The sequence below is a fragment of the Ktedonospora formicarum genome, assembly GCF_016587355.1.
Lineage (GTDB): Bacteria > Chloroflexota > Ktedonobacteria > Ktedonobacterales > Ktedonobacteraceae > Ktedonobacter > Ktedonobacter formicarum.
In genome coordinates this window covers 3462901-3483725 of record NZ_BNJF01000001.1, presented here as the reverse complement: position 1 = coordinate 3483725, position 20825 = coordinate 3462901, and the positions used below count along the sequence as shown (strand labels likewise).

15 protein-coding genes and 1 pseudogene are annotated in these 20825 nt (G+C 54.4%); 7 read left to right on the top strand and 9 right to left on the bottom strand.

The window, feature by feature from the left end; translation table 11 throughout:
* Positions 1 to 45: 45 nt before the first annotated feature.
* Together K3T82_RS14975 and K3T82_RS14970 are read right to left on the bottom strand one after the other, a co-directional pair.
* The gene (locus tag K3T82_RS14975; RefSeq protein ID WP_220194242.1) at positions 46 to 2313 is read right to left on the bottom strand and encodes a protein kinase domain-containing protein; all 2268 of its coding nucleotides are present in this window, start codon (positions 2311 to 2313) and stop codon (positions 46 to 48) included.
* A 320-nt stretch (positions 2314 to 2633) separates the two neighbouring features.
* Positions 2634 to 3164 carry a nuclear transport factor 2 family protein gene (locus K3T82_RS14970; RefSeq protein ID WP_220194241.1) on the bottom strand — a complete coding sequence of 177 codons (531 nt, stop codon included), beginning with the start codon at positions 3162 to 3164 and terminating at the stop codon, positions 2634 to 2636.
* A 174-nt stretch (positions 3165 to 3338) separates the two neighbouring features.
* Here K3T82_RS14970 and K3T82_RS14965 point away from each other — a divergent pair, with 174 nt between their 5' ends.
* The 5 genes and pseudogenes from K3T82_RS14965 to K3T82_RS14940 all read left to right on the top strand — a co-directional run bounded on the left by K3T82_RS14965 (position 3339) and on the right by K3T82_RS14940 (position 8629).
* Complete coding sequence (locus tag K3T82_RS14965) at positions 3339 to 4253, top strand: alpha/beta fold hydrolase (protein ID WP_220194240.1); 915 nt, start codon at positions 3339 to 3341, stop codon at positions 4251 to 4253.
* Positions 4254 to 4316: 63 nt separating this feature from the next.
* Positions 4317 to 5167: pseudogene (locus K3T82_RS14960) on the top strand (beta-ketoacyl-[acyl-carrier-protein] synthase family protein).
* Positions 5116 to 5622 carry a beta-ketoacyl-[acyl-carrier-protein] synthase family protein gene (locus K3T82_RS14950; RefSeq protein WP_307811077.1) on the top strand — a complete coding sequence of 169 codons (507 nt, stop codon included), beginning with the start codon at positions 5116 to 5118 and terminating at the stop codon, positions 5620 to 5622. The pseudogene K3T82_RS14960 and the gene K3T82_RS14950 overlap by 52 nt, the downstream one beginning before the upstream one ends.
* Positions 5612 to 6877: a beta-ketoacyl-[acyl-carrier-protein] synthase family protein gene (locus K3T82_RS14945; protein WP_220194238.1), complete on the top strand. Its 1266-nt coding sequence runs from the start codon at positions 5612 to 5614 to the stop codon at positions 6875 to 6877. The genes K3T82_RS14950 and K3T82_RS14945 overlap by 11 nt, the downstream gene beginning before the upstream one ends.
* 156 nt (positions 6878 to 7033) lie before the next feature.
* Positions 7034 to 8629: an FAD-dependent monooxygenase gene (locus tag K3T82_RS14940; RefSeq protein WP_236031159.1), complete on the top strand. Its 1596-nt coding sequence runs from the start codon at positions 7034 to 7036 to the stop codon at positions 8627 to 8629.
* Positions 8630 to 8656: 27 nt separating this feature from the next.
* Here the strand turns inward: K3T82_RS14940 and K3T82_RS14935 are convergent, their stop codons facing one another.
* The 3 genes from K3T82_RS14935 to K3T82_RS14925 form a co-directional block, all read right to left on the bottom strand.
* Positions 8657 to 10171, bottom strand: coding sequence for a gluconokinase (locus tag K3T82_RS14935; protein ID WP_220194236.1), 1515 nt, complete (start codon positions 10169 to 10171; stop codon positions 8657 to 8659).
* Between the two features lie 223 nt (positions 10172 to 10394).
* Positions 10395 to 11078 carry a uracil-DNA glycosylase gene (ung, locus tag K3T82_RS14930; RefSeq protein ID WP_220194235.1) on the bottom strand — a complete coding sequence of 228 codons (684 nt, stop codon included), beginning with the start codon at positions 11076 to 11078 and terminating at the stop codon, positions 10395 to 10397.
* A gap of 235 nt (positions 11079 to 11313) precedes the next feature.
* Entirely contained in the window at positions 11314 to 12273 is a 960-nt protein-coding gene (locus K3T82_RS14925; RefSeq protein ID WP_220194234.1) for an aldo/keto reductase, read from the bottom strand.
* A 192-nt stretch (positions 12274 to 12465) separates the two neighbouring features.
* Between K3T82_RS14925 and K3T82_RS14920 the strand changes: the two genes are divergently transcribed.
* Positions 12466 to 13734 (top strand): cysteine desulfurase-like protein, encoded by a 1269-nt coding sequence (locus K3T82_RS14920; RefSeq protein ID WP_220194233.1) that lies wholly within the window; start codon positions 12466 to 12468, stop codon positions 13732 to 13734.
* Positions 13735 to 13840: 106 nt separating this feature from the next.
* Here K3T82_RS14920 and K3T82_RS14915 read toward each other — a convergent pair whose 3' ends face one another.
* From K3T82_RS14915 to K3T82_RS14900, 4 genes are all read right to left on the bottom strand, one after another.
* A complete protein-coding gene (locus tag K3T82_RS14915; protein WP_220194232.1) occupies positions 13841 to 15721 on the bottom strand; it encodes a DUF4097 domain-containing protein in 1881 nt (626 codons plus the stop codon).
* 147 nt (positions 15722 to 15868) lie between these two features.
* On the bottom strand, positions 15869 to 16270 hold the full coding sequence (locus K3T82_RS14910) for an SHOCT-like domain-containing protein (RefSeq protein WP_220194231.1): 402 nt from the start codon (positions 16268 to 16270) through the stop codon (positions 15869 to 15871).
* A gap of 4 nt (positions 16271 to 16274) precedes the next feature.
* A complete protein-coding gene (locus K3T82_RS14905) occupies positions 16275 to 16631 on the bottom strand; it encodes a DUF2089 domain-containing protein (protein ID WP_220194230.1) in 357 nt (118 codons plus the stop codon).
* Between the two features lie 225 nt (positions 16632 to 16856).
* Positions 16857 to 17072, bottom strand: coding sequence for a hypothetical protein (locus K3T82_RS14900; protein WP_220194229.1), 216 nt, complete (start codon positions 17070 to 17072; stop codon positions 16857 to 16859).
* A 325-nt stretch (positions 17073 to 17397) separates the two neighbouring features.
* Between K3T82_RS14900 and K3T82_RS14895 the strand changes: the two genes are divergently transcribed.
* Positions 17398 to 20451: an FtsX-like permease family protein gene (locus K3T82_RS14895; protein ID WP_220194228.1), complete on the top strand. Its 3054-nt coding sequence runs from the start codon at positions 17398 to 17400 to the stop codon at positions 20449 to 20451.
* Positions 20452 to 20825: the final 374 nt, after the last annotated feature.

The window sequence follows — 20825 nt, the reverse complement described above, 5'->3', positions numbered from 1 at the left end:
TGATACTCCTTGACCACACGAAGCGCTTTAATGCTGAGAAGGAATTTATTCCAGGGGCCAGGAGCGCACCTTCCCCTCGCTATCAGAGGAAATAAGCTGGTCCTGAGAAGACCAGGAGAGTGAGAGGGCTACTTGATTTTTATCAAGGAGGAATGATTGCAGAACTCGCATATCTCTCGTATCCCAAACCATAATGGTATGATCCCATGCTGCTGAAGCGATGCGAGTACCATCCGGGGACCAGGCAAACGTTGTTACCTGCTCCTTGTGCGTGAGAAAAGTCCTTTGTTCTTGCCAGCGATTATTGCTGAAGCTTCCGACATACACTTTTGCCCCCTCAGCATAGGCTAATGAACGCCCATCTGGCGACCAGGACATAGCTCTCCCACCCACACTAACAACATTTTCAATCGCGGCGGAGTCTGTAGGTTCTGTCGTAATAGGGAGGGCACTATCGCCACCATACGCTATAGCTAGAGACTTATTATCGGGCGAGAATTCAAGGCTTAATGCCCCGCCTCTTCCAGTCTGGTCCGACCAATCACCACCGTCATAATAATCATCTAGAGCACCTCTCCACACCTGAACCGGACCATCTTCATCGCTCGACGCTATCCAGGTTCCATTGGATGACCAAGCTAGAGCAGTCACGCGGCTAGAATGGTCTTTATATAGAAAATGCGATTGCTGGCTCTCTACATCCCAGACGCGCACGGTTGTATCGTACGATCCAGATGCCAAACGCTTGCCATCTGGTGACCAGGCTAGCGCTGAAACCCTGCCTGTGTGCCCCTTCAGGTCAGATTGCCACACGTCCTGCTTATTGTAAATGGAGACCATCCCACTCTCATTGCCCACAGCTTGGGCATAGAAGCGCCCATCAGGAGACCACTTCACGGCGAACGAGCCATCCTTGAAGTTATCGATTGGACGGGCGGGCGGAGTGGGCGGGGGCTTGGCTTCGCTAGTCGAGACATTGGCAGACGAGGTCTGCATCAGGCCCGCGAGGAGACCACAGATAGCAAATGAACCGACCGCTACGGCACTTCCGCCAATAAGCAAGGCACGCCGGGAGACAGGCTTCTTCGGTAGAGGATAATAGACTTCCAGTTTCTCGCCAGGGCGAAGGGCGTGAGCAGCAATCTGAGGAGCAGAGACTTGTAGCTGATGTTGGGGGGGACGGTGAGAGGGAGGTCGCAACATACGCCTCCGGTCCATCACCTCATCGACTGAGATCGGGGCACGCGGTCTGGGTGCCGGGCGTGCCACGACACCCCGTACCTCAGGGCTTTTCCCCGATTTAGGGGCTGGGCGGGAAGCGGCATCTTTCATGTAGAGGCCGGGAGGACACTCACGCGCGATATGCTGCAAGCCCTGCTTGACGGCGATCATGCTCGCTGGACGTTTGCGTATATCAGAATCAACCATTGCCAGCAACAATTCATTGAGGCCAAGATACTCAGGAACATCCAGGCGCGCGAAGACAAAAGGTGTCGTGGAAGGGTCCTGCCCGCTAATCAGGTAATGCATGGTCGCCCCCAGGCTATAAACATCGGTCTGCGGAGACGATTGCTTCTTGCCATATTGCTCAGGAGCGGCAAAGCCGGGCGACCCTAGAGCGACGGTATCCTTTGTCTGGCCCTGCTTGAAGAGGCGCGCGATACCAAAATCAATCAGATAAACCTGTCCATCAGGCGTACGCATAATATTGGAAGGCTTGAGGTCACGAAAGATGATCGGTGGCTGGCGCGTATGTAAATAACCTAACACCGAGCAAAGCTGAATACCAATCTGAAGCACCTCGGCAATACTCAGACGCTTCCTCGATGTCCTCTCAATATGGTCTTCAAGTGTCTCGCCTTCCACAAAGCTCATGACGAGAAACCAGTGCCCATCCTCGTTAAAATAATCAAAGATGCTGGGCAAGCCTGGATGTGTAAGACGAGCCAGCAAAAATGCTTCGTGCTTGAAGGCTTCGGTCGCTTCGACAATCTCTTCGGCGCTCATGCCGCTGGTGCCCATCTCTTTAATCGCTACCAGACGGTCCCCAAACTCAGTATCCTCAGCCTTATAGACTTCTCCATAGCCTCCACTCCCAATATGCTTGACCACTCGATAGCGCCCCTTGAGCACGCGTTGCACAGGCGAGAGTTGCTCAACTGAGGTTGGGCTTACGGCCTTTACGGGCTGACTCGCTCCCTGGTCCGCCTGCGCGGAATGACCACAAACTGGGCAGAAGCGGGCCTGTGGTGGATGTGCTACACCACAATTACGGCAAAAATCGTGAGCTAGCAGCCCTTCATTTGTGGTCATAGGAATGCTCCCTCAAGAGATTAAAAAGTAATTTATTGCAAGTATAAGCTTTTCCATAGATAAGTTTCAAGATATTTTTATATCGCATTAGTATACTTTTGCTCCTGATTAAGAACTGTGAACTAGTTCACAGTTCTTAATCTCCTTCATACTGTCAAAAAGTAATTCCTCACCCCTGGGCAGCCGCAAAATATAAGCTATGCATAGCTATAGGAAAGCCACCTGTGTACAGACCAGGATAAGGCCGCATACGTAAGCATCTGAAAAATAGAGAGGCGGACCTGGAACAACATGCAGCCATTTGGTCCACTTCCCAGCAATCAAGCACTTTTATCAGGTGATACCGGATTCTCGATAGGTATATGCGTTCGCCGTACGCCGTTGCGCCACAGATAGAGTGTATAAATAAACTCCGCAACAAAACGCGGGAGATGCGCAAGCAGAGGAATGATTTGCCGCATCACTGAAAGGTGATCGTAGGTCCCCCGCTGTCGTATAATCTGGCCGTCGCATAAACCAAAGGCACTTTTGCCGGGTGTCTCAAAGGCTCGCCCTCCAAGACCCAGTACCTTTGGGCCTATCCCTCTCGCGATCCAGGTAATCTCATAGGCAACCTCACCTTCAGCACTCGCCGCTGTCTCGGTATATGTAATAGTAGGAGTGCTACGAAAACGCCAGATAAACCACTGCTCTATCTCAGCACGCCCCCGACGCGGTCCCGGCATCCCACTATCGAAGAGCTCAGCATCCTCAGCATATAAAGCAGTGAGAGCTTTGGCGTCATGAGCGTTAAAAGCGGCGATCCATTGGCGCACAGTGAGACACGATAAATCCTTGATATTCTCGTTCATCTATTAATATCTCATCCTTTTTCTTGTTAGACAACTCACAGCAAAGGTGTTAGTCCGCCCATACCGTCAGTAACGACTTTGTCGTATTATATACTAAGCAATAGGCGATTGATCGGTATCTATCTTCCCGCAGCACATGAATAGCGAGAAGGCCATATATGATGGAGGTTGTGCTTGAGCGCACACGTAGCAGATACCTGGATCAGTGACGCGGTATTTCATGCTGATGTCGCGTACATTGAGTCTTTATGGCAGCGTATCCCTGTTGGTGATACAGAAATGCCTCTCATTGACATTGGGCAGGGCGAACCCCTAGTCATGGTTCCAATTCTTGAACACCTGGAATTCGTCTACGCACGCCAGGTACGTGCCTTGAGTCAACATCGGCGAGTGCTGATGTATCGTCGTCGCGAGACACGGAGCGCGCATAGCATTAGCTTGATGGGACGCGTCGAAGAGCTACATCTTCTGCTTGATGCTCTTCAATTAGAGCAGGCTGATCTGCTCGCGCATGGGGATGCAGCCATGGTCTTGTTGGAATTCGCGGCTCGCTACCCACAACGCTGCCGCTCACTCACAATTATCGCGCAAGGTGCGGACTATCAAATCGCGCCACATCCCTTTATCTGGCTGCTCCATGAGCTCTATACACGCTTGCCTGTAGAGTACATGCTGCCAGCATCCTTCCTGCGGCGAACGGTCATCAACTATATCACAGCTCATGCCGAAGACAATCATACTCAGCCCGCGCTCCCACGTCACCTGATTGAGGAGCAGTTCGCGAAGATCGAGCGCTGGCCTTTTGTTTATAAGTATTCAGTACTCCCAGTCATTCACTATTTCGATATGCGCCGGCGCATTGACGCGCTAAAGATGCCTGCGCTCATCATCAATCGCTCTGATGACGCGCTCTCACCAGAGCATAAGACACGCTGGATGGCGCAACAATTGACCGCCTGTGACGCCTACCACGTGGTCCCTGGTCGAGAGCGCTTCTTTATGTATTCACAGGCCGAGATTGTGACACCATTGATCGAAACATTTCTGCGCTCGGAGAGGCCGCGCCCCGAGCCCGCCGGACAGACCTAGCCTTAATGCGGTCTTTCCTCTGTAACACGTGATCCATTAGAGCAAGGTTCGAGGGAGTGAACCATGGATGATAGCGAACTCCGTTTTCCTGCACGTAGGGTAGTGATCACCGGCCTGGGTGTTGTCGCGCCCAATGGCATCGGTAAAGAGTCTTTCTGGCGCGCTTGTGTTGCAGGCCAATCCGGTATCCGCCGGATTACACGCTTCGATGCCAGTAACCTACCTGTGCGTATCGCTGGCGAAGTTGAGGGCTTTGAGCCGCAAGCCCTCGGGCTGACCTCCACCGAGGTCGATCACTTTGATCGCTGTACACAGTTCGCGGTTGCGGCGGCCCATCTCGCCTGGGAAGACGCAGGGCTTGGCCCCTCCTCACTCTCAGAAGAGGAACGTGAACGCACTGGCGTACACGTCGGGAGCGCAATGGCTTACGTTGAAGAAGGGGAGAAACTCTGGGTCAAACTCTCGCGTACAGGGCTTCAAGGCATCGACGACGATAGCATCACTGCGAGCTCACTCGTCTCCCATGCCTCCGCCATCAGCGTTGCCACGCACCATCGGGTCCACGGACCATGCACTGTCATCGCCACCGGTTGTTCGGCTGGCGCGGACGCGATAGGGGAGGCATTCTGGCTCATTCAGGATGGACAGGCTGACCGTATGCTGGCAGGGGGACTGATTCTGCCATTAGCCAGATTGGCCTGGACGTCTTCTGCGTTATGGGTGCGCTGAGCACTGTTTATAATGATACGCCGGAGCAGGCATCACGCCCTTACGACCATAAGCGCGATGGCTTCGTGATGGCGGAGGGCGCAGGTATGTTGCTGTTGGAGGAGCGCGAGGCCGCACTCGCACGAGGGCCCACATCTACGCCGAGATCATTGGCTTTAGCACTAATAGCAATGCCTATCATATGACAGCCCTGCCAGCAGATGGTGCTCCGCTGCAACAACTCTTACGTCAAGCGCTAGATGATTGCCAGCTTCAGTTCTCAGATCTAGGCTATATCAACTCTCATGGTAGTTCAACTCCGCCCAATGAGGTCGCGGAGACGGCAGCCTATAAAGCTCTCTTTGGTGAGTATGCCTATCACATTCCTATCAGCGCGACTAAATCGATGATCGGGCATACACAAGGTGCCGCCAGCGCTATTGAGGCTGTTGTCACCGCGCTCGTCATCGATCAGCAATTGCTCCCTCCCACACTCAATCAGGAGCACCCAGATCCCTTATGTGACCTGGATTACGTCCCCAACGTAGCTCGTTTTGGGACCGTCAATGTAGCGCTCTCACACTCAAGTGGCTTTGGCGGAGTCAATAGCGCGCTCGTATTCGCTAGACCTGCATGGATAGATGAACATTATGGTAGATAAGCAACAACGTCGCGTGGCAATCACAGGCCTGGGAGTCGTGGCCCCTAATGGCATTGGAGTGGCAAACTTCTGGCAGGCAACACAAGATGGTGTCTCTGGTATCACGTGCCTGGCTCCTCACGAAGGCTACTCACACACTGGTATCCCACATTGGGTAGCAGGAACCATTCGCGACTTCCTGGCGGAAGACTACATCGACCGCAAGTTGGCAAACCGGACAGATCGTATGACCCATTTCGCTTTCGCTGCGATCCAGGAAGCCATCACAGATGCGGGACTGGAATTGACACAGGAGATTCCTCGCCGTATAGGTGCCGTCATCGCCAATACGATGGGCGGCGTGGAATTCGTACTCAAACAGATTCACACGCTCTATACACGCGGTCCTCGCTTCGTCAGTGCCTATACAGCTATCGCCTGGCTCAATGTCGCCAACGTGGGACAGGCCGCCATCCGCTACAATATTCAAGGCTACTGCAAGACGCCAGTCAATGATGCTGTAAGTGGCCTGAACGCCCTCGGGATGGCGGCAAATGCTATTCGGCGCAATGTGGCGGATGTCATTATCGCTGGCGGTTGCGAGGCGTTTCTCCATCCTCTGCTCATGAGGGTACTCGCGCAACAGGGAGTCTGCACAACAAGCACCGATCCGCACGCCTACCGCCCCTTTGACCAGCGCGCGTCTGGCCTGATCCTGGCCGAGGGTGCAGGTATCTGTATTCTAGAGGAGTATGAGCATGCGCGCCGCCGGGGCGCACCGATCTACGGAGAACTTGTGGGCTATGGGCAATCCAACGATGCTCATGGTCTGAATGGCCCCTCCAATACAGGCAAGCAGTACGCACGCGCGATCCAGCAAGCTATGCACGAGGGAAACTTGAGCGTTGATGATCTAGCCTACTTTCAACTTGATGGGCGCGCGCACGCGAGCGCGGATGAGGGAGAGGCAGCCGCGCTTCACATGACCCTGGGCGATGCCAGCACACAGCTACCCGTGAGTGTGCCACGCACCACTATTGGACACAGCTATGCCGCCGCCGGAGCTATTGATACGGTCACGGCCCTGCTAGCGCTCAAGCACGCTACAATCCCGCCTACACGCAACTGTGATGAGCCCAATCCACGCTACGCGCTTGATCTTGTACGCGATGAGGCGCGCCCAATTCGCACACTCGATGGAGCAAGCCCCTCAGCGGTACTCATTGGGGGGCGCGGTATCGGCGGGACCAACGTTGTACTCGCGGTCAAACGATAAGAGAGTACATATGCAGAATGACATCGAAAGCTATGCAGCAGGGGAAGAGAGCACAACGCAAACTGGCCCTCTTCCCGCCCCAACACTGGCGACCTGCCCTCACACATTCCGGTGGTCATTGTAGGTGCGGGGCCAACCGGACTGGCAGCTGCGAATATGCTGGGACTACTGGGTATTTCTACGCTGCTTATCGAGCGCAACCCGGATCTCTGTACCTTTCCACGGGCCATCTCCATTGATGACGAGGGTCTGCGCGTCTGTCAGGCGTTGGGACTGGGCGATATCCTTCTGCCCTCTATGCGACTCGGAACCGAGGCCCACTATATTTCAGGGCCTCACTATCTAGCGCGCGTCGCACCGCTTGCATGCCGCAATGGCTTTCCTCTGATCTCGACCTTTCATCAGCCCACCTTTGAGCGTGCTCTGCTTCAAGGGCTAGAACGCTTCCCACATGTGCATGTGCGCTTCCAATATGAGCTTGTTAATCTGACTCAGGCCAAAGATGAGGTCTTCTTGTCGCTGCGACAGCCTGATGGAGGCCGACAACAAATCAAGTGCTCATATGTGCTTGCTTGTGATGGAGGGCGTAGCCCGATACGACACATGCTCGATCTTGGGATGCGCCCCCCTTCGCTGCTACCATTCTCACGTCGCCAGCGCTCGGAGCGCTCACAGTCCGGCGCGATGCAGCGCTGGCTCGTCGTGGATTGTGCCGGAGACGATGATCCTTCGAACGCCATTATCTTCTTCTGCAATCCCAAACGTCCAGCAGTCACGGTGCCTGCTCCTAATGGTGGGAGAAGGTGGGAATTTATGCTCCATCCCCATGAGCAGCCCGATGACCTGCTGCGACTAGAGCGCATTCAAGAGCTTATCATGCAATCACGCCGCTCCCAACGCCATTGGAGCGCGGGCAAGCCTGCGTGTGTGATACGTCAGGCCGTCTATACCTTCTACGCCACTATGGCATCGCGCCTCTTTCGTCATCGTGTCTTCTTGCTCGGCGATGCAGCGCACCTGATGCCGCCCTTCGGAGGACAAGGTATGAATAGCGGCCTGCGTGACGTACATAATCTGTGCTGGAAGCTCTCGCTCGTCTTTCAGGGAAACGCCTCGCCTCACCTGCTCGCATCCTACCAGACTGAGCGTGTCCCTCATGTACGCGAGATGATCCTCTTCTCCTCCGCGCTGGGTCATATTATCATGCCAACCAGTCGCCGCGCCGCCCTGGCGCGCGACCTGCTCCTACGCGGTGTGGTCGCGCGCATTCCTCCCCTGGTCGAGAGCCTGCGCGAGATGCGTGTCAAACCTCAGCCTCGTTATAAGCGCGGGCTGATCCTGCCCGCAACCAGCCTGAAGCATCGACACCTTCCCGGAACCTATCTGCCCCAACCACAGGTTCTCACCCTCCAGGGTCGGTCACTTCTCTTTGACGATCTATTGTGTTCTGGATTCGCACTTCTCAAACTCAGTGGCGAGGCAAACCAAGCTGAGCAGCCCCTTATGCACCCACTCTGGTCCACCCTCCAACCTCGCTATATCGTCCTCCTGCCGCCATCCTCCACTCTCAAAACCCACTGGCCGGAGCACATAACGCCTGTCGTCGATTCCGATGGCTCGCTACGCTCGCTTTTTGGGAGCAGCCAGGATACCTATCTGCTGGTACGCCCCGACCGCTATATCCTTGGCGTCTTCCGCGCGAATGAGGAAGTGGCCTTCGCCCGGCGCCTCATTCGCCTGCTCTCTCCCTGACCAGTGCAGCAATCCCTCATATTCTGGTCAGAGGGGCTCCTGAAGCATATGATAAAGCTTCTCCTGACGCTCGACGGCTCGCTGATAAATCGCGCCGGCCCTGGAGTCCGGCTGTACGGGAACGGAGATGTCAGGTTCAACCAGCGCGACATCTTTGATGACACCGAGAGCTTCAAGGGCCAGCAGGGCGCTCCCGCGTGAGGAGGCTTCAGCATCCCGTGAGGGATAGAGGGGTACACCCAGCGTATCGGCAAGAATATGCTGCAAGAGAGGCGAACCAAGCAATGCGCCGCCACTACAAATCACCTGCGGCACCACGTCTCCTTTAAGCGCAAGGGCCTGCGATAACTCGTTGTACACTTGCTTGAGCTGGTAGGCTACTGCTTCCATTCCCGCTCGCTGAAGCATTGCCGGAGTTGTGTGGAGTGAAAGGCCCGCAACCGTCATGCGGCGCTCAGCCTGCCAGCCAGGACTACGCTCGCCGGAGATAAAGGGAAGTACCGTCAGACCGTGCCCATCAGGCTCAATCTTGCTGGCAAGGGTCTCGGCTTGTTTTGGATCTTGCAAGCCAAGCATATCGCGCAACCATGCCAGAACATTGCCTCCCTGGCTCAAAGCACCTCCAATAATCGCTCGCTTGCCATCGACGAGGTAGAGCCAGAGGCCCGGTGAGGGCACAACGCGCTCAGGCTCGACAATGGCGCGAATAGCACTCGAAGTACCAATCGTAAGCGCCCAGCGCTCAGGGCTTGCTGCGCCCGAGCCAATGTTCGCGACGGCACCATCACCCAGCGCGGGAAACCAGACCACATCGCTCAGTTGGGGCCAGCGCCGCTGATACTCGTCCGTCATACCACGCAAGCCGTCTGTATAGTCGCCCAGTTCGGGAAGCTGGCCCTCTTTGAGGCTCAGATATGCCACAAGATCCTTATCCCAGGCTCGTTCGCGCACATTGAGCAGGCCCGTTCCCGAGGCCATTGAGAGGCCACAGACTGAGTGCCCCAGCAGGCGCCGATGTAAATATTCACCATAGGAAAGCCATTGCTCCACCCGCTCAAAGGTCCCCCGCTGTTCGCTCTCCAGCCATAGAAGCTTCGCCGACCAGTAGCTAGCATGAAAGCGCGCTCCCACACGCTCATGCACTTGCCGCTCATCCAGGTCCGTGCGTAATTTGCGCACCATCGAGGCCGGGCGCGTATCTTCCCAGGTGATAACAGGCGTAAGCGCCTTCTGCTGACCATCCACACCAACCAGACTATGCCAGAAGGTATCCAGCGCCACCGCTTTGATCTGGCGTGCCAAGTCTCCCATTTGTAGTAAGGTCTCATCAATCGTGCGGGCAACGGTCTCGGTCAAGATATCGGCATCAAGGCTCGCCTCGCCATCGTGCCCAGTCGTAAGCTCATATTTTTTCTGTGATCCAATACCAGGAATAGCCTTGCCCCGCGCGTCAAAGAGGAGCGCTCGCGTTGATGAAGTACCAACATCAAGCGCCAGAATATAGGGAGATAGATAGTTAGCTCGTATAGCATTCTCTGACATGCTTCGTCTCTTGTGCCCCCTTGCTCTCAAGCAAATAGTGTGAATGCGCCGCTTGCTCGCGACACCTCCCCCATTACCTTACACGTACAATGCGCTCCTGGCAAGTGCGGATTATATGCCTGTGCCGCACGTTTGCAGCCGCAAACATCTCAATAACAGGAGTGGCATATGGTTGACATCAGCCATATGCCACTCCTGTTATTGAGATGTTTTCTAAGTGTGATTAGGCCTTCAGATCAGGGAGTTGCCAGTCGATCTCAGGCTTGCCTGATTCGCGGAGGGCGGCATTAATCGTGGAGAAAGGCTTGCTACCAAAGAAACCATTACGCGCGGAGAGAGGCGAGGGATGCGCCATTGCCACGATACGATGCTTTGTGGTATCGATGAGAGCCTTCTTCTTCTGCGCGTAGCCACCCCACAGTACAAAGACCACCGGATCATCCTTGGCATTGACGCGCTTGATGACAGCGTCTGTAAACTTCTCCCAACCCTGGTTCTTATGCGAGTTGGGCGAGTGCGCCCGCACAGTCAGGACGGCATTGAGCATCAAGATGCCCTGCTCAGCCCAGGGGACCAGATAACCATTGTTAGGGATACGAAAATCCACATCACTGCGGAGTTCCTTGTACATATTGACCAGCGAAGGAGGCGGCTTAATACCCGGACGTACCGAGAAGCAGAGGCCGTGCGCCTGATTGTTGTCGTGATACGGGTCCTGACCCAGAAGCAGGACATTGACCTTCTCGTAGGGAGTCAACTTGAGGGCTGAGAAGACATCTTGTTCAGGTGGGAAAACCTCGTGTTGAGCACGCTCGCCATCCACGAAGGTTTCAAGCTTCTTGAAATAATCTTTCTCTAGTTCGCTATTGAGGGCTTCATGCCAACTCTCAGGGATATCTATCAACATAGAGCTTCGCGCTATCCTCTCTGCAAGAATGGGTTATTTATATATACTCTACTCTTCTTTTTAACCCTTTGAATAGCGGTTGCCCCAGACGTACTATAGCACCTCACATAGCAAACCCAGATGATAAAGGGAGGTGTGGGTCTTGCTAATGAGATCCACACCTCCCTTTATCCATACAACGCTGCTTAAAAGGCTTACCCTTATATAAGATGCGACGCTTTAGTCTATGTCAGGCTTACTGGTGCTTCTGCAAAAAGGCTTCGATCTGGTCCAGTTCGCTCTGGCTTAGGCGAAGTTCGGCGGCAGGCAAAAGTGCCTCGATCTGACTCGGGCGTCGCGCGCCGACAATCGCACCACTAATCGCGGGATTGCTGAGTACCCAGGCGATAGCCACAACACCCGCGCTAAGGTTGTGCGGATAGCCAATCTCTTCATCCAGCATCTTCGCCAGAGCCAGGTTGCGCTCCAGAAGTGGGTCCTGGAAATCGGCGTCGTTCTTGCGCCAATCATCATTGGGCATATTCGCGATGCGGTCGCGCGTCATAAGCCCCGAGAGCAGACCGGAACGCATGGGTGAGTAGGCGATAACCCCAATATTCTCGCGTTCACAGTAGGGCAGGATCTCAGCCTCTACCCCACGCTTGATGAGAGAGTAGGGTCCTTGCAGCGTTTCGACTGGTGTGTATTTCTTACAGCGCTCCATCTGCTCAACATTAAAATTGGAGACGCCAATATGCTTGACCTTGCCCTCTTCCTTCAGCTTAACTAGCGTGCTCCAGCCCTCTTCAACATCCTCATCCGGCTGGGGCCAGTGGATCTGATACAGATCAATCACGTCAACATCAAGGCGACGCAGGCTATCTTCAACCTCCCGCCTGATCGAATCGGCCTTGAGATTAGATATGATCTCGCGCTTCTCATTCCATGTGCGCTCGCATTTGGTGAAGATATAGGGCTTCTCGCTGCGCCCCTTGAGTGCTTTCCCCACCACCTCTTCGGCGTGGCCCAGTCCATAGACGGCGGCGGTATCGATCCAGTTGATGCCCAGGTCTATCGCGCGATGAATCGTGTCAATCGACTCCTGATCATCCTGCGGTCCCCAGCCAAACGCCCAATTTCCGCCCCCAATAGCCCACGCACCCAGACCAATTGGAGTAATCTCCATACCAGTTTTACCAAACGGCCTCGTATGCATCTGTATTCCAACCTCCTCTTAAGGATCTCAGTTCTAGCACTGTTGTGTACACGGGCTGCTCTTCTTCCATGTTACAGCCCTCCATATAGAAACCTCTTGTGCGTCTTCTACTCCTATTCTAACACGCTTAAAGCGCTGCGTGATAGAATGAAGAGCATTCTTCTTGACCTATCTTCTTCAATGGAGGTTGCTATGCTCGATCTTGACGCCGTACGCGCCCACTTTCCAGCGCTTAACACGGATGCGATCTTCTTCGATAATCCTGGTGGCACACAAGTCGCGCAGGGAGTCCTGCGCCGGATGCAACAGTATTTACTGAATACTAACGCCAACCACGGTGGAGCTTTTACGACAAGTCTGCGCTCAGACTCAGTGGTATATGAGGCGCGACAGGCAGTAGCCGATTTCCTGAATGCCGCTCACCCAGAGGAGATTATCTTTGGGCAGAATATGACCAGCCTCACGCTACACATTAGCCGCTGCCTGGCCCTCCTGCTCCAACCCGGCGATGAGATTGTGGTGACGCGCCTCGATCATGACGCCAATATCGCTCCCTGGCTCCATATCGCCCGTGACCATGGCTGCACTGTTCGCTGGGTCGACATTCACCCCGACGATTGCACATTGGACATGCAAGACCTGGAAAGCCAGCTTACTCCTCGCACCAGGCTCGTCGCCATCGGCTATGCCTCAAACGCAATGGGCACCATCAACGATGTGAAGCGCGCGGTCGAACTGGCCCATGAAGTTGGCGCACTCTGCTTCATCGACGCCGTACAATATGCCCCTCACCGCGCTATCGATGTGCAAGATCTAGACTGTGATCTGCTTGCCTGCTCAGCCTACAAGTTCTTTGGTCCACATACCGGCATCCTCTATGGCAAGCTCGATCTGCTGAAGCAACTGGTAGCGTACAAGGTGCGCCCGGCTGATAACGAGCCTCCCGGCAAATTCGAGACGGGAACGCAAAGCTTTGAGTCTATCGCGGGGGTACTGGGAGCATTAGAGTATCTCTCATGGCTGGGAACGACTTTTGGCACGGAGTTTACACATCAACTACGCGAGCGCTTCAGTGGGCGACGCCTCGCGCTACGACAGGCCATGGAGGTCATTACGGCTCATGAGCACGAGCTGAGTCTGGCTCTACTCGCAACACTGAAGTCCGTTCCAGGCCTGACGCTCTACGGCATCGCCGATCTTGAACGTATCGATGAGCGCGTCCCAACTTTCTCCTTTGCGCTCGCTGGCTGGCAACCACGCCAACTGGCTGAACGGCTCGCCGTCGAGAACTTCAATGTCTGGAGTGGCAACTACTACGCTCTTGAGGTCATGAAGCGCCTCAATATTGATGAACAGGGCGGTTTACTGCGTGTTGGCCTCGTCCACTACAATACGCATGCCGAGATCGAGCGTCTGCGCGAGACACTCCTCACTCTGGCCCAGGAGCGGAGCCAGGAGTAGCCGTCTGAGGCCTGCATATCACGGAAAGAGGTCTCCAACAATGCTTTACGCAAAACATTGTTGGAGACCTCTTGGTAAAGTGCCTCAAATTTCCACAAGTGGATTTTTATGCCTCACCCAGAGCTTCCAAAAGCATATCACCCTCTTCAGGGGTAATGCGCCCCTCTGCGATCATGCGCAGGATAGCGACACGCTCCTGTTCAATATTAGCTGGGGTCTTGGGCGCTTCCGCGACCTCTTCATCAGGCACATCTCCAGCGGCTACCGGAACCTCTGGCATATTGCGCTCATCGGGCACAAACGACTTCGCGACCTCTGGTGCCGTCGTCGGCGGGACTGGTGGCGTGGGTGGCACAGGTGGCGTAGCCGCATTCGGGACAGGGGGTGCCGATGGTGCCGGTGGCGTGGGCGCGTTGGGTGCCGGTGGCACGGGCGGCGTGGGAGGAACAGGGATATGCAGGTTACTCAGTGCCTGCTCCACAGCGTCCAGCGCACCAAAAACACCCTCAGAGGTGGCCTGACGTGCCTGCTCCATAATCCGTTCCAGGCGCGCGCTATCCATGTGCCATTCGCGGTTGTTGATACGTACGTTCAGACGTCCAGCCTGTCGAGAGGCCTGGCGCGAGAGACGTTCTGCCGCGCGATTCTGGCGCTCAGCAAATTTGCGTGCCTGGCGCACCTGACCCGCACCGCTAGACGAGACGGCTTCGTTTACCATGCGCGAGATATCGCGTCCAAGCTCTTCACCCATGCGCGCCATCTCCTGCCCAAAACCAGCCCAGCCCCGATTTGGATATCCTTCAGCGGCACTACTACTGCTGCTACGCGGCCCCTCACTGGAACGCAGGCGCAGATCTCCTCTCACATAGAGATCAAGGTAGGAAGAGCCATTACCATAGATCAGATTGATCTGGTTTCCTGAATGGCTCGCGACGACACCACGCCCACTGACATCACCAGACACAACGGCTTTGAGCGTCAGGTTAGCATCGGAAGGCAGTGTTACAGTGGCGTCGCCACCAACGACAACCTTGGCCGCATTATCAGCCGGAAAATCGGCCTGAAGTGAGAGATCGCCACCAACGTGACCTGCGTTTATGCCACCTTGCAACTGCTTAAGGCTGGCATCACCACTCACATCGCTGAAAGTGAATAGTCCCGCTACCTCCTCCACGTCCAGATCCCCACTCACCAAACCCAGCTTGACCTCGCCCTGAATGCCTTGTAGCTGACAATCACCACTGACGTTGCCAATCTGCGCCTGAGTGGCTCCTTTGAGTTGCAGGTCCCCGCCGATATTGCCAATTGTTGCCTCGCCGCTCCCATGTGCGACCAGGTCTCCGCCAACATTGCTGATCTGCAAGTTGTGATAGCCCTTCGCAACCGCGTCGCCACCTACATCCATAAGCTGCACTGTGCCGTTTCCACCTTCGACCGTAAAGTCGCCACCGATGTGTTGCGCGAGGACATCAGCCACGGCGCGCAGCTTGACATCACCACCTGTCGATACTAACTCAACACGCCCAATATTCTCGCCATGTACGTCACCACCTGTAGTATCGGCGACACGCAGGGAACCTGCCTGCCGGACCTCAAGGTCACCACCGACATTTGATAGTGTGATCTCTCCACGTATCGCTTCTAGCTTTACATCGCCACCTATCTGCTCAAGATAGACATTCTGATTAACCTTTTTGACCTCGACATCGCCACCTATCTGCCGTAACACGACAGCGCCTACCTCACTTGCGCTGGCATCCCCATCAATGTCAATGCACTCTACAAGCACTTCATAGGGAACCCAGAGTTCAACGCTATCATCTCCACCGCCAATGGTTAACGTGTCGCCTTCGGGCTGAATAAAATCTATATGTCCATCAGCATGCAATCTGATCTCCGCGCGATCCCAACCTTGTACGCTTAAGTCGTCTGCGATCGCGTTAACGACGACCCGCCGTATGTTCTCTGCTGAGAAGGTCTGTTCCATGACTGTCTCTCCTTGTCTTTGCCTTCAGACTTGCGGTTTGGCACAAAACATTTGCCATATTCGGCTGGCTATCTACCGTTAAAGTGCGAGCTTGAGGAAATGCTAGCGAATCTTTCTCTCGATTCGTCTGATAGCCCTACAATGTGTTTATTCCACAAAAATCTCAATACGCTCGCCATTCTCCAGGTCATGCAGATCCAGCAGGCGGCCACTTGCTCCACTCTCAAGCATGCGCAGCAGGTCCTCGACGCTATTGCTTTTCAATTGCGGCAAGATCTGTGTGCCCAGGCGCAAACTGGTGCGTACCAGGCTGACGGGCATTGTCGCGCTCATATGTAAGCGTTGCTGCCCAGGCCGAGTGTGCGATCCCAGGTTGGTCGCGCGAATGCGTAGAAGGCGATCGCGTTTGCTAGTCAGGGCTCTCTGCTCTGTGTACCGCTCCTGTTCACCCTCCAGAGCATCGAATAGCTCGCTCGCCTCCTGCGCGTTCAACTGCCCATCCTCTACCAGTTGCAGGATGCGATCTCGCTCATCCTTTGTTGCCACCATGGCTTTATCCCTTTAGTAGGCGCATCGCTTCCTCGACGCTGATCTCTTTTGATGCCAGCTTGTCAAGAATGGCACGCCGGTCGACGCGCATCTCCTCTGGCGTCCCGCCTAACGCGGCTACGATCTCATCCAGACGGCTGCGCGCCGTGTTATAGGCCACGTTCATCTCGGCGGCAAGCTTCTGAATGTTGCCGCGATACTTGACCATAAGCTCTACAAAGTCCAGTTGCTCTCGCGTCAAACGCCCAATCCAGCCCAGGCTAAATTGCCCTTCGATAGCAACACCGCTCTCAGGGCATTCTAGCCGGGTGACAACCAGCTCATTGCCAGTTACTGGGTCTCGCGTAATTAATGGATGCATCCTTCTTCTCCTTAGCCCTTCCACACGTAGTTTTACAGATCACTTTCACGCTCTCTGTTGTCATGACGTTCTACATGTGCCAGGGCGCTTCCTATTCGTATTAGATCTTTGAGCTCATTTCATGAAGGTGTGAATATTCTCTATCTGCTCACGCATTCAGCGCTTCAGGGTTTTACTCTTTCTCTGCCAACCTGAGCACGCTACTGAGATAGCGCGACTCTCTTACTACCCCCAGTTTGGCACATAATGTCGGGACCGTTCCGCTGCCTCCATCTTCTTACCCAGGGCTACTATACATCTCCCAACGCTGGCAATCGCGCGTCGGCTAGCTCCTGGTCCCTTCAGTCGTACAATCGCGTCGTCGTAGCAACACTGCTCTGCCATCTGCCTTGTTTCCTGATAGCGTATCGCCATAATCTCTTCTGGCCTCTGCATAGACATCACCAACACGTCCTTTCCTTTGCAAGTAGCGAATATTCACACCCTCATGAAATTATTTACTAACCACATGGCAATAATAGCATTTAATCTTAATAATTGTCAATGGTTTTGGCAATTAAAATCAAATATTTGCAATATTTTTAAAAATCAGCTTTTGAATGACTATTCTCAGTTGTACTTGCTTTTTCTAGAAGCGGTAAACCGCTCACTTACTGAGAGTTCTTCTTTCGTTAAAGGCGTAAATATATACAGGCATGCAAGATAAGAAATACCACAATCACACGACGCCAAAGTTCGTCATTCAGGAAAGCTAAAGGATCGCGTCATGACAGCACTTACGCATAACCGTTCCGTAGTTGATGAGCCCTCTCGCGCTGAATTGCTCTCAATGATCACGCTTGCGCTCTGGCGCTTGCGACGTAGCGCCCTACCGCTCGCGATGACTGGCTTGGGCCTTACCTGCGCGGTAATGATAATTTGCACTCTCCCACTACTGCAACTGGTGTCAACTACGGCTGCCTTACGCGATCTGCTACGCTCCACACCAACCAATGCTGATATTGTGACTGAGGCCAGTAGCCGCACATTGGGAAGCGACTGGTATATGGGGCGGGAGGCTGCGCTGAACCAGCCCTTCGCGGAACAGTTAGCTCCCTATCTTCAAGGTTCGCCTCAGTCCTTCATGCAGGTAGGTAACCTACCACCCCTCTCACCTTATCCCCTCTCATCAGTCGCATCCTATACCCTCACGGGCATCGATATGGCGGCGGCAACTTCTCACCTTAAACTTATAGCGGGCCGCCTACCTAAAGAGGCCAATGGAAATGAGATGGAGGTCGCGATCTCACAGCAAACCGCACGCGAACTGGCGAAAACGCCAATTGGCATAGGCACGCTCCTCCGCACCAACCTGCGCTACCAGCTAGACCCCGCCAGCCCGGAGGTTCACTATGCGACTGCTGAACTTACCTTGCGCGTGGTCGGGATCTTCGATGCGTCATCCGCGAATGATCTCTACTGGCACGATGAGCCTCTCAATCCCGTTGTAGAAGGATTGGACCCACCCAAAGCACTTCATTTCCCTCTGTTGCTACCCCGCCAGTCTATCTTGCATATGGCGGACCAGATCGCGCAAGCGCATACAACCTCAACCGAACTGGTAATGGAGAAGTCGTTCGAGCTCACCTGGTATCGCCATCTCAATGTGAGCACAATCTCCAGCCAGCAACTTTCCGATCTTAATGGACATCTGCGCTCCCTTGATGCCGCGTATGCAAACCATTTTGGCAGCAATTCACTTACGGGCCTCTCGGAGGTTAACTTGCTGGGAGCAGTGATCTCGTACTACAATCAGCCAGGCATTCTTGAGCGCTTACAAAATCGCTTGACTGTTGTCAATATCCCGATCTACGTTGTCTCGAGTGCAATCGCGCTACTGATTCTCTTCTTCGTGGCGACTATGACTTCGCTTCTGGTTGAGCAGCAAACACCGACTATCGCGATCTTGAGAAGTCGGGGTGCGAGTGGACGCCAGATCTTTCTGACGCTCGTCTCACAGTGCTTGCTCCTGGCGCTTAGTGCCGCCCTCCTTGGTCCATTGCTCGCCTTGCTCCTGGTAACACTCTTCGCGCCAGGGCTGATCCCAACCTCCTCTATGGACGCGCTAAACGCACTCTGGCCCAATCCTCTGCCATCCCTTTCGCTTACTCCCCCTTTCGCTTTAGGGACCATCGCGATCAGTATCCTGGTGATGATGGGCGCGCTCTGGGGAGCATTGAGGACGAATGTACTAGATCAGCGCTATCAACTTGCGCGCACAACCAGCCGCCCTTTCTGGCAGCGCTACTATCTGGATGTAGTCGCATTGGTTATCGCGCTCGTCGCCTTTCTCATCGCGGACTATATCTCTGGCTACACGGATCTGCTCGATGTGAGTACCTACCTGCTCATCATCTCGCCTTTACGCATCATTGCCCCTATTTTTCTGGTTATCTCCCTGATGCTACTCTTCCTACGCCTCTTCCCGCTCCTCCTCAAGGGGATTGCGCATCTGGCTCAGCGTGGCAATACAGCGTCCCCAATGCTGGCTTTCGCGCAGATGACGCGTTCACCCCAGCGCCCTCTCCAAATGCTCTTGCTACTGGCTGCGGCCTGCTCGTTCACTCTGATGTCACTGATATTTTCCGCGACTCAGGACACCCATCTGACCGATGTGGCGAATTATCAGACCATGTCCGATTTCTCAGCCCAGATTGTTTCTATCGGGCAAGAGCCGTTGAGCACAACCTATCAACGCTATACGCCCATTAAGGGTGTACTCTCAGCCTCTCTCGGCTATATCAGCGACGGCACAATCTCTCAGGAGAATACTCCCGCACGCCTCTTCGCGGTCGATACGGCGACATTCGCGCGCACAACCCTCTGGAATGCCTCCAACTCAACACAGATGCTGTCAGAGTTGACGCGCACCCTGGCAACCAAGAGCACATCCGCAAATCTTCGCCAGGGCTTACCCGCTATCGTTGATGATTCCACGTGGAATCAACTTCGCCTGCATATAGGGAGTACGTTCAACCTTCAGGGGACCGCGACGGGAAGTCTCTCTATACGCATCCTTGTGATCGATCATGTACAGCACATCCAGTCACTCAACAACAATACTGATCCTGAGATCAACTATGCCAATCCCTTACCAGGCGGGCTCCTCGTTGATTTCACGGCGTTGAATCGTTACCTGGCTCAGGATAGTGGTCAGATCACAACCCCTAATACCCTCTGGCTTCGTACATCGGACAACTCCGCTACTCTTCAGAGCATCCGCCGCGCCCTTAGCAATCCTGACCTGTCCTTAGTGAACGTGATGGATCGACGTGCGCTGATTGAGACACTACACCACGATTCGATCACGCTAGAACTGCTGGGCATGATCATGATAGGAACCGTGACCGCGTTGGGGCTTGCGCTCTTCGGCAATCTCATTTCAACCTGGCAGAGTGCTCGCGCTCGCCTGACGAACTTCGCTGTCCTGCGCGCGCTGGGGACAGACGCGCGTCAGGTCTCACTCATTCTCCTTTGGGAGCAAGGCACAATCTATGTGTCGGCACTGGTACTGGGCATACTCTTTGCTCTGCTCCTGACGCTCATGGTAGTGCCAAATCTGGTCTTTACGACAACTCCTGTGAGCGGTGAGAGTAGCTACCTGGGGAATGCCGAGTTCTACGCGCTCCAACATATTGTCCCCCCACGCCTCGTTTACCCTCCATCTCTCTTCCTGGCGCTCATCTTCTTTGTGGTTATCTGCGCGCTGGCGATAGTTCTGATGATACGCGCTGTACTTCGTCCAACCCTCTCGCATATGCTTCGCCTCAACGAAGACTAATTCCCCATATGCACTGCGCAGGCTAAAGCACTGCGCAGTATTTTAACCTGAGCTTTGCTCACCGCTCTATCGATCCCCTCTTCACTATATATGCAACCGCCTGGGAAGCGGCTTCGCGTAGCTAAGGCATCACACTTAAAATTTATCTCTGTACATCGAGTATGACGTGAGGTTTCTGGTTTCATTCACGTAATAAATATATGTATGTCGCCTGGCATTCAGGCATTGCCCCTGCACACGATGAAAAGCAGCCTCGACATTGCTCTGGTGCCTCAAACTTGCGCCGCATAACCACTCTCGACAGCAATGTTCAGAAGCCTTGAGCCCTGCATATGTAGGCACAGTGCTTCAGCATGCGCCGTCCGGGCAACGCT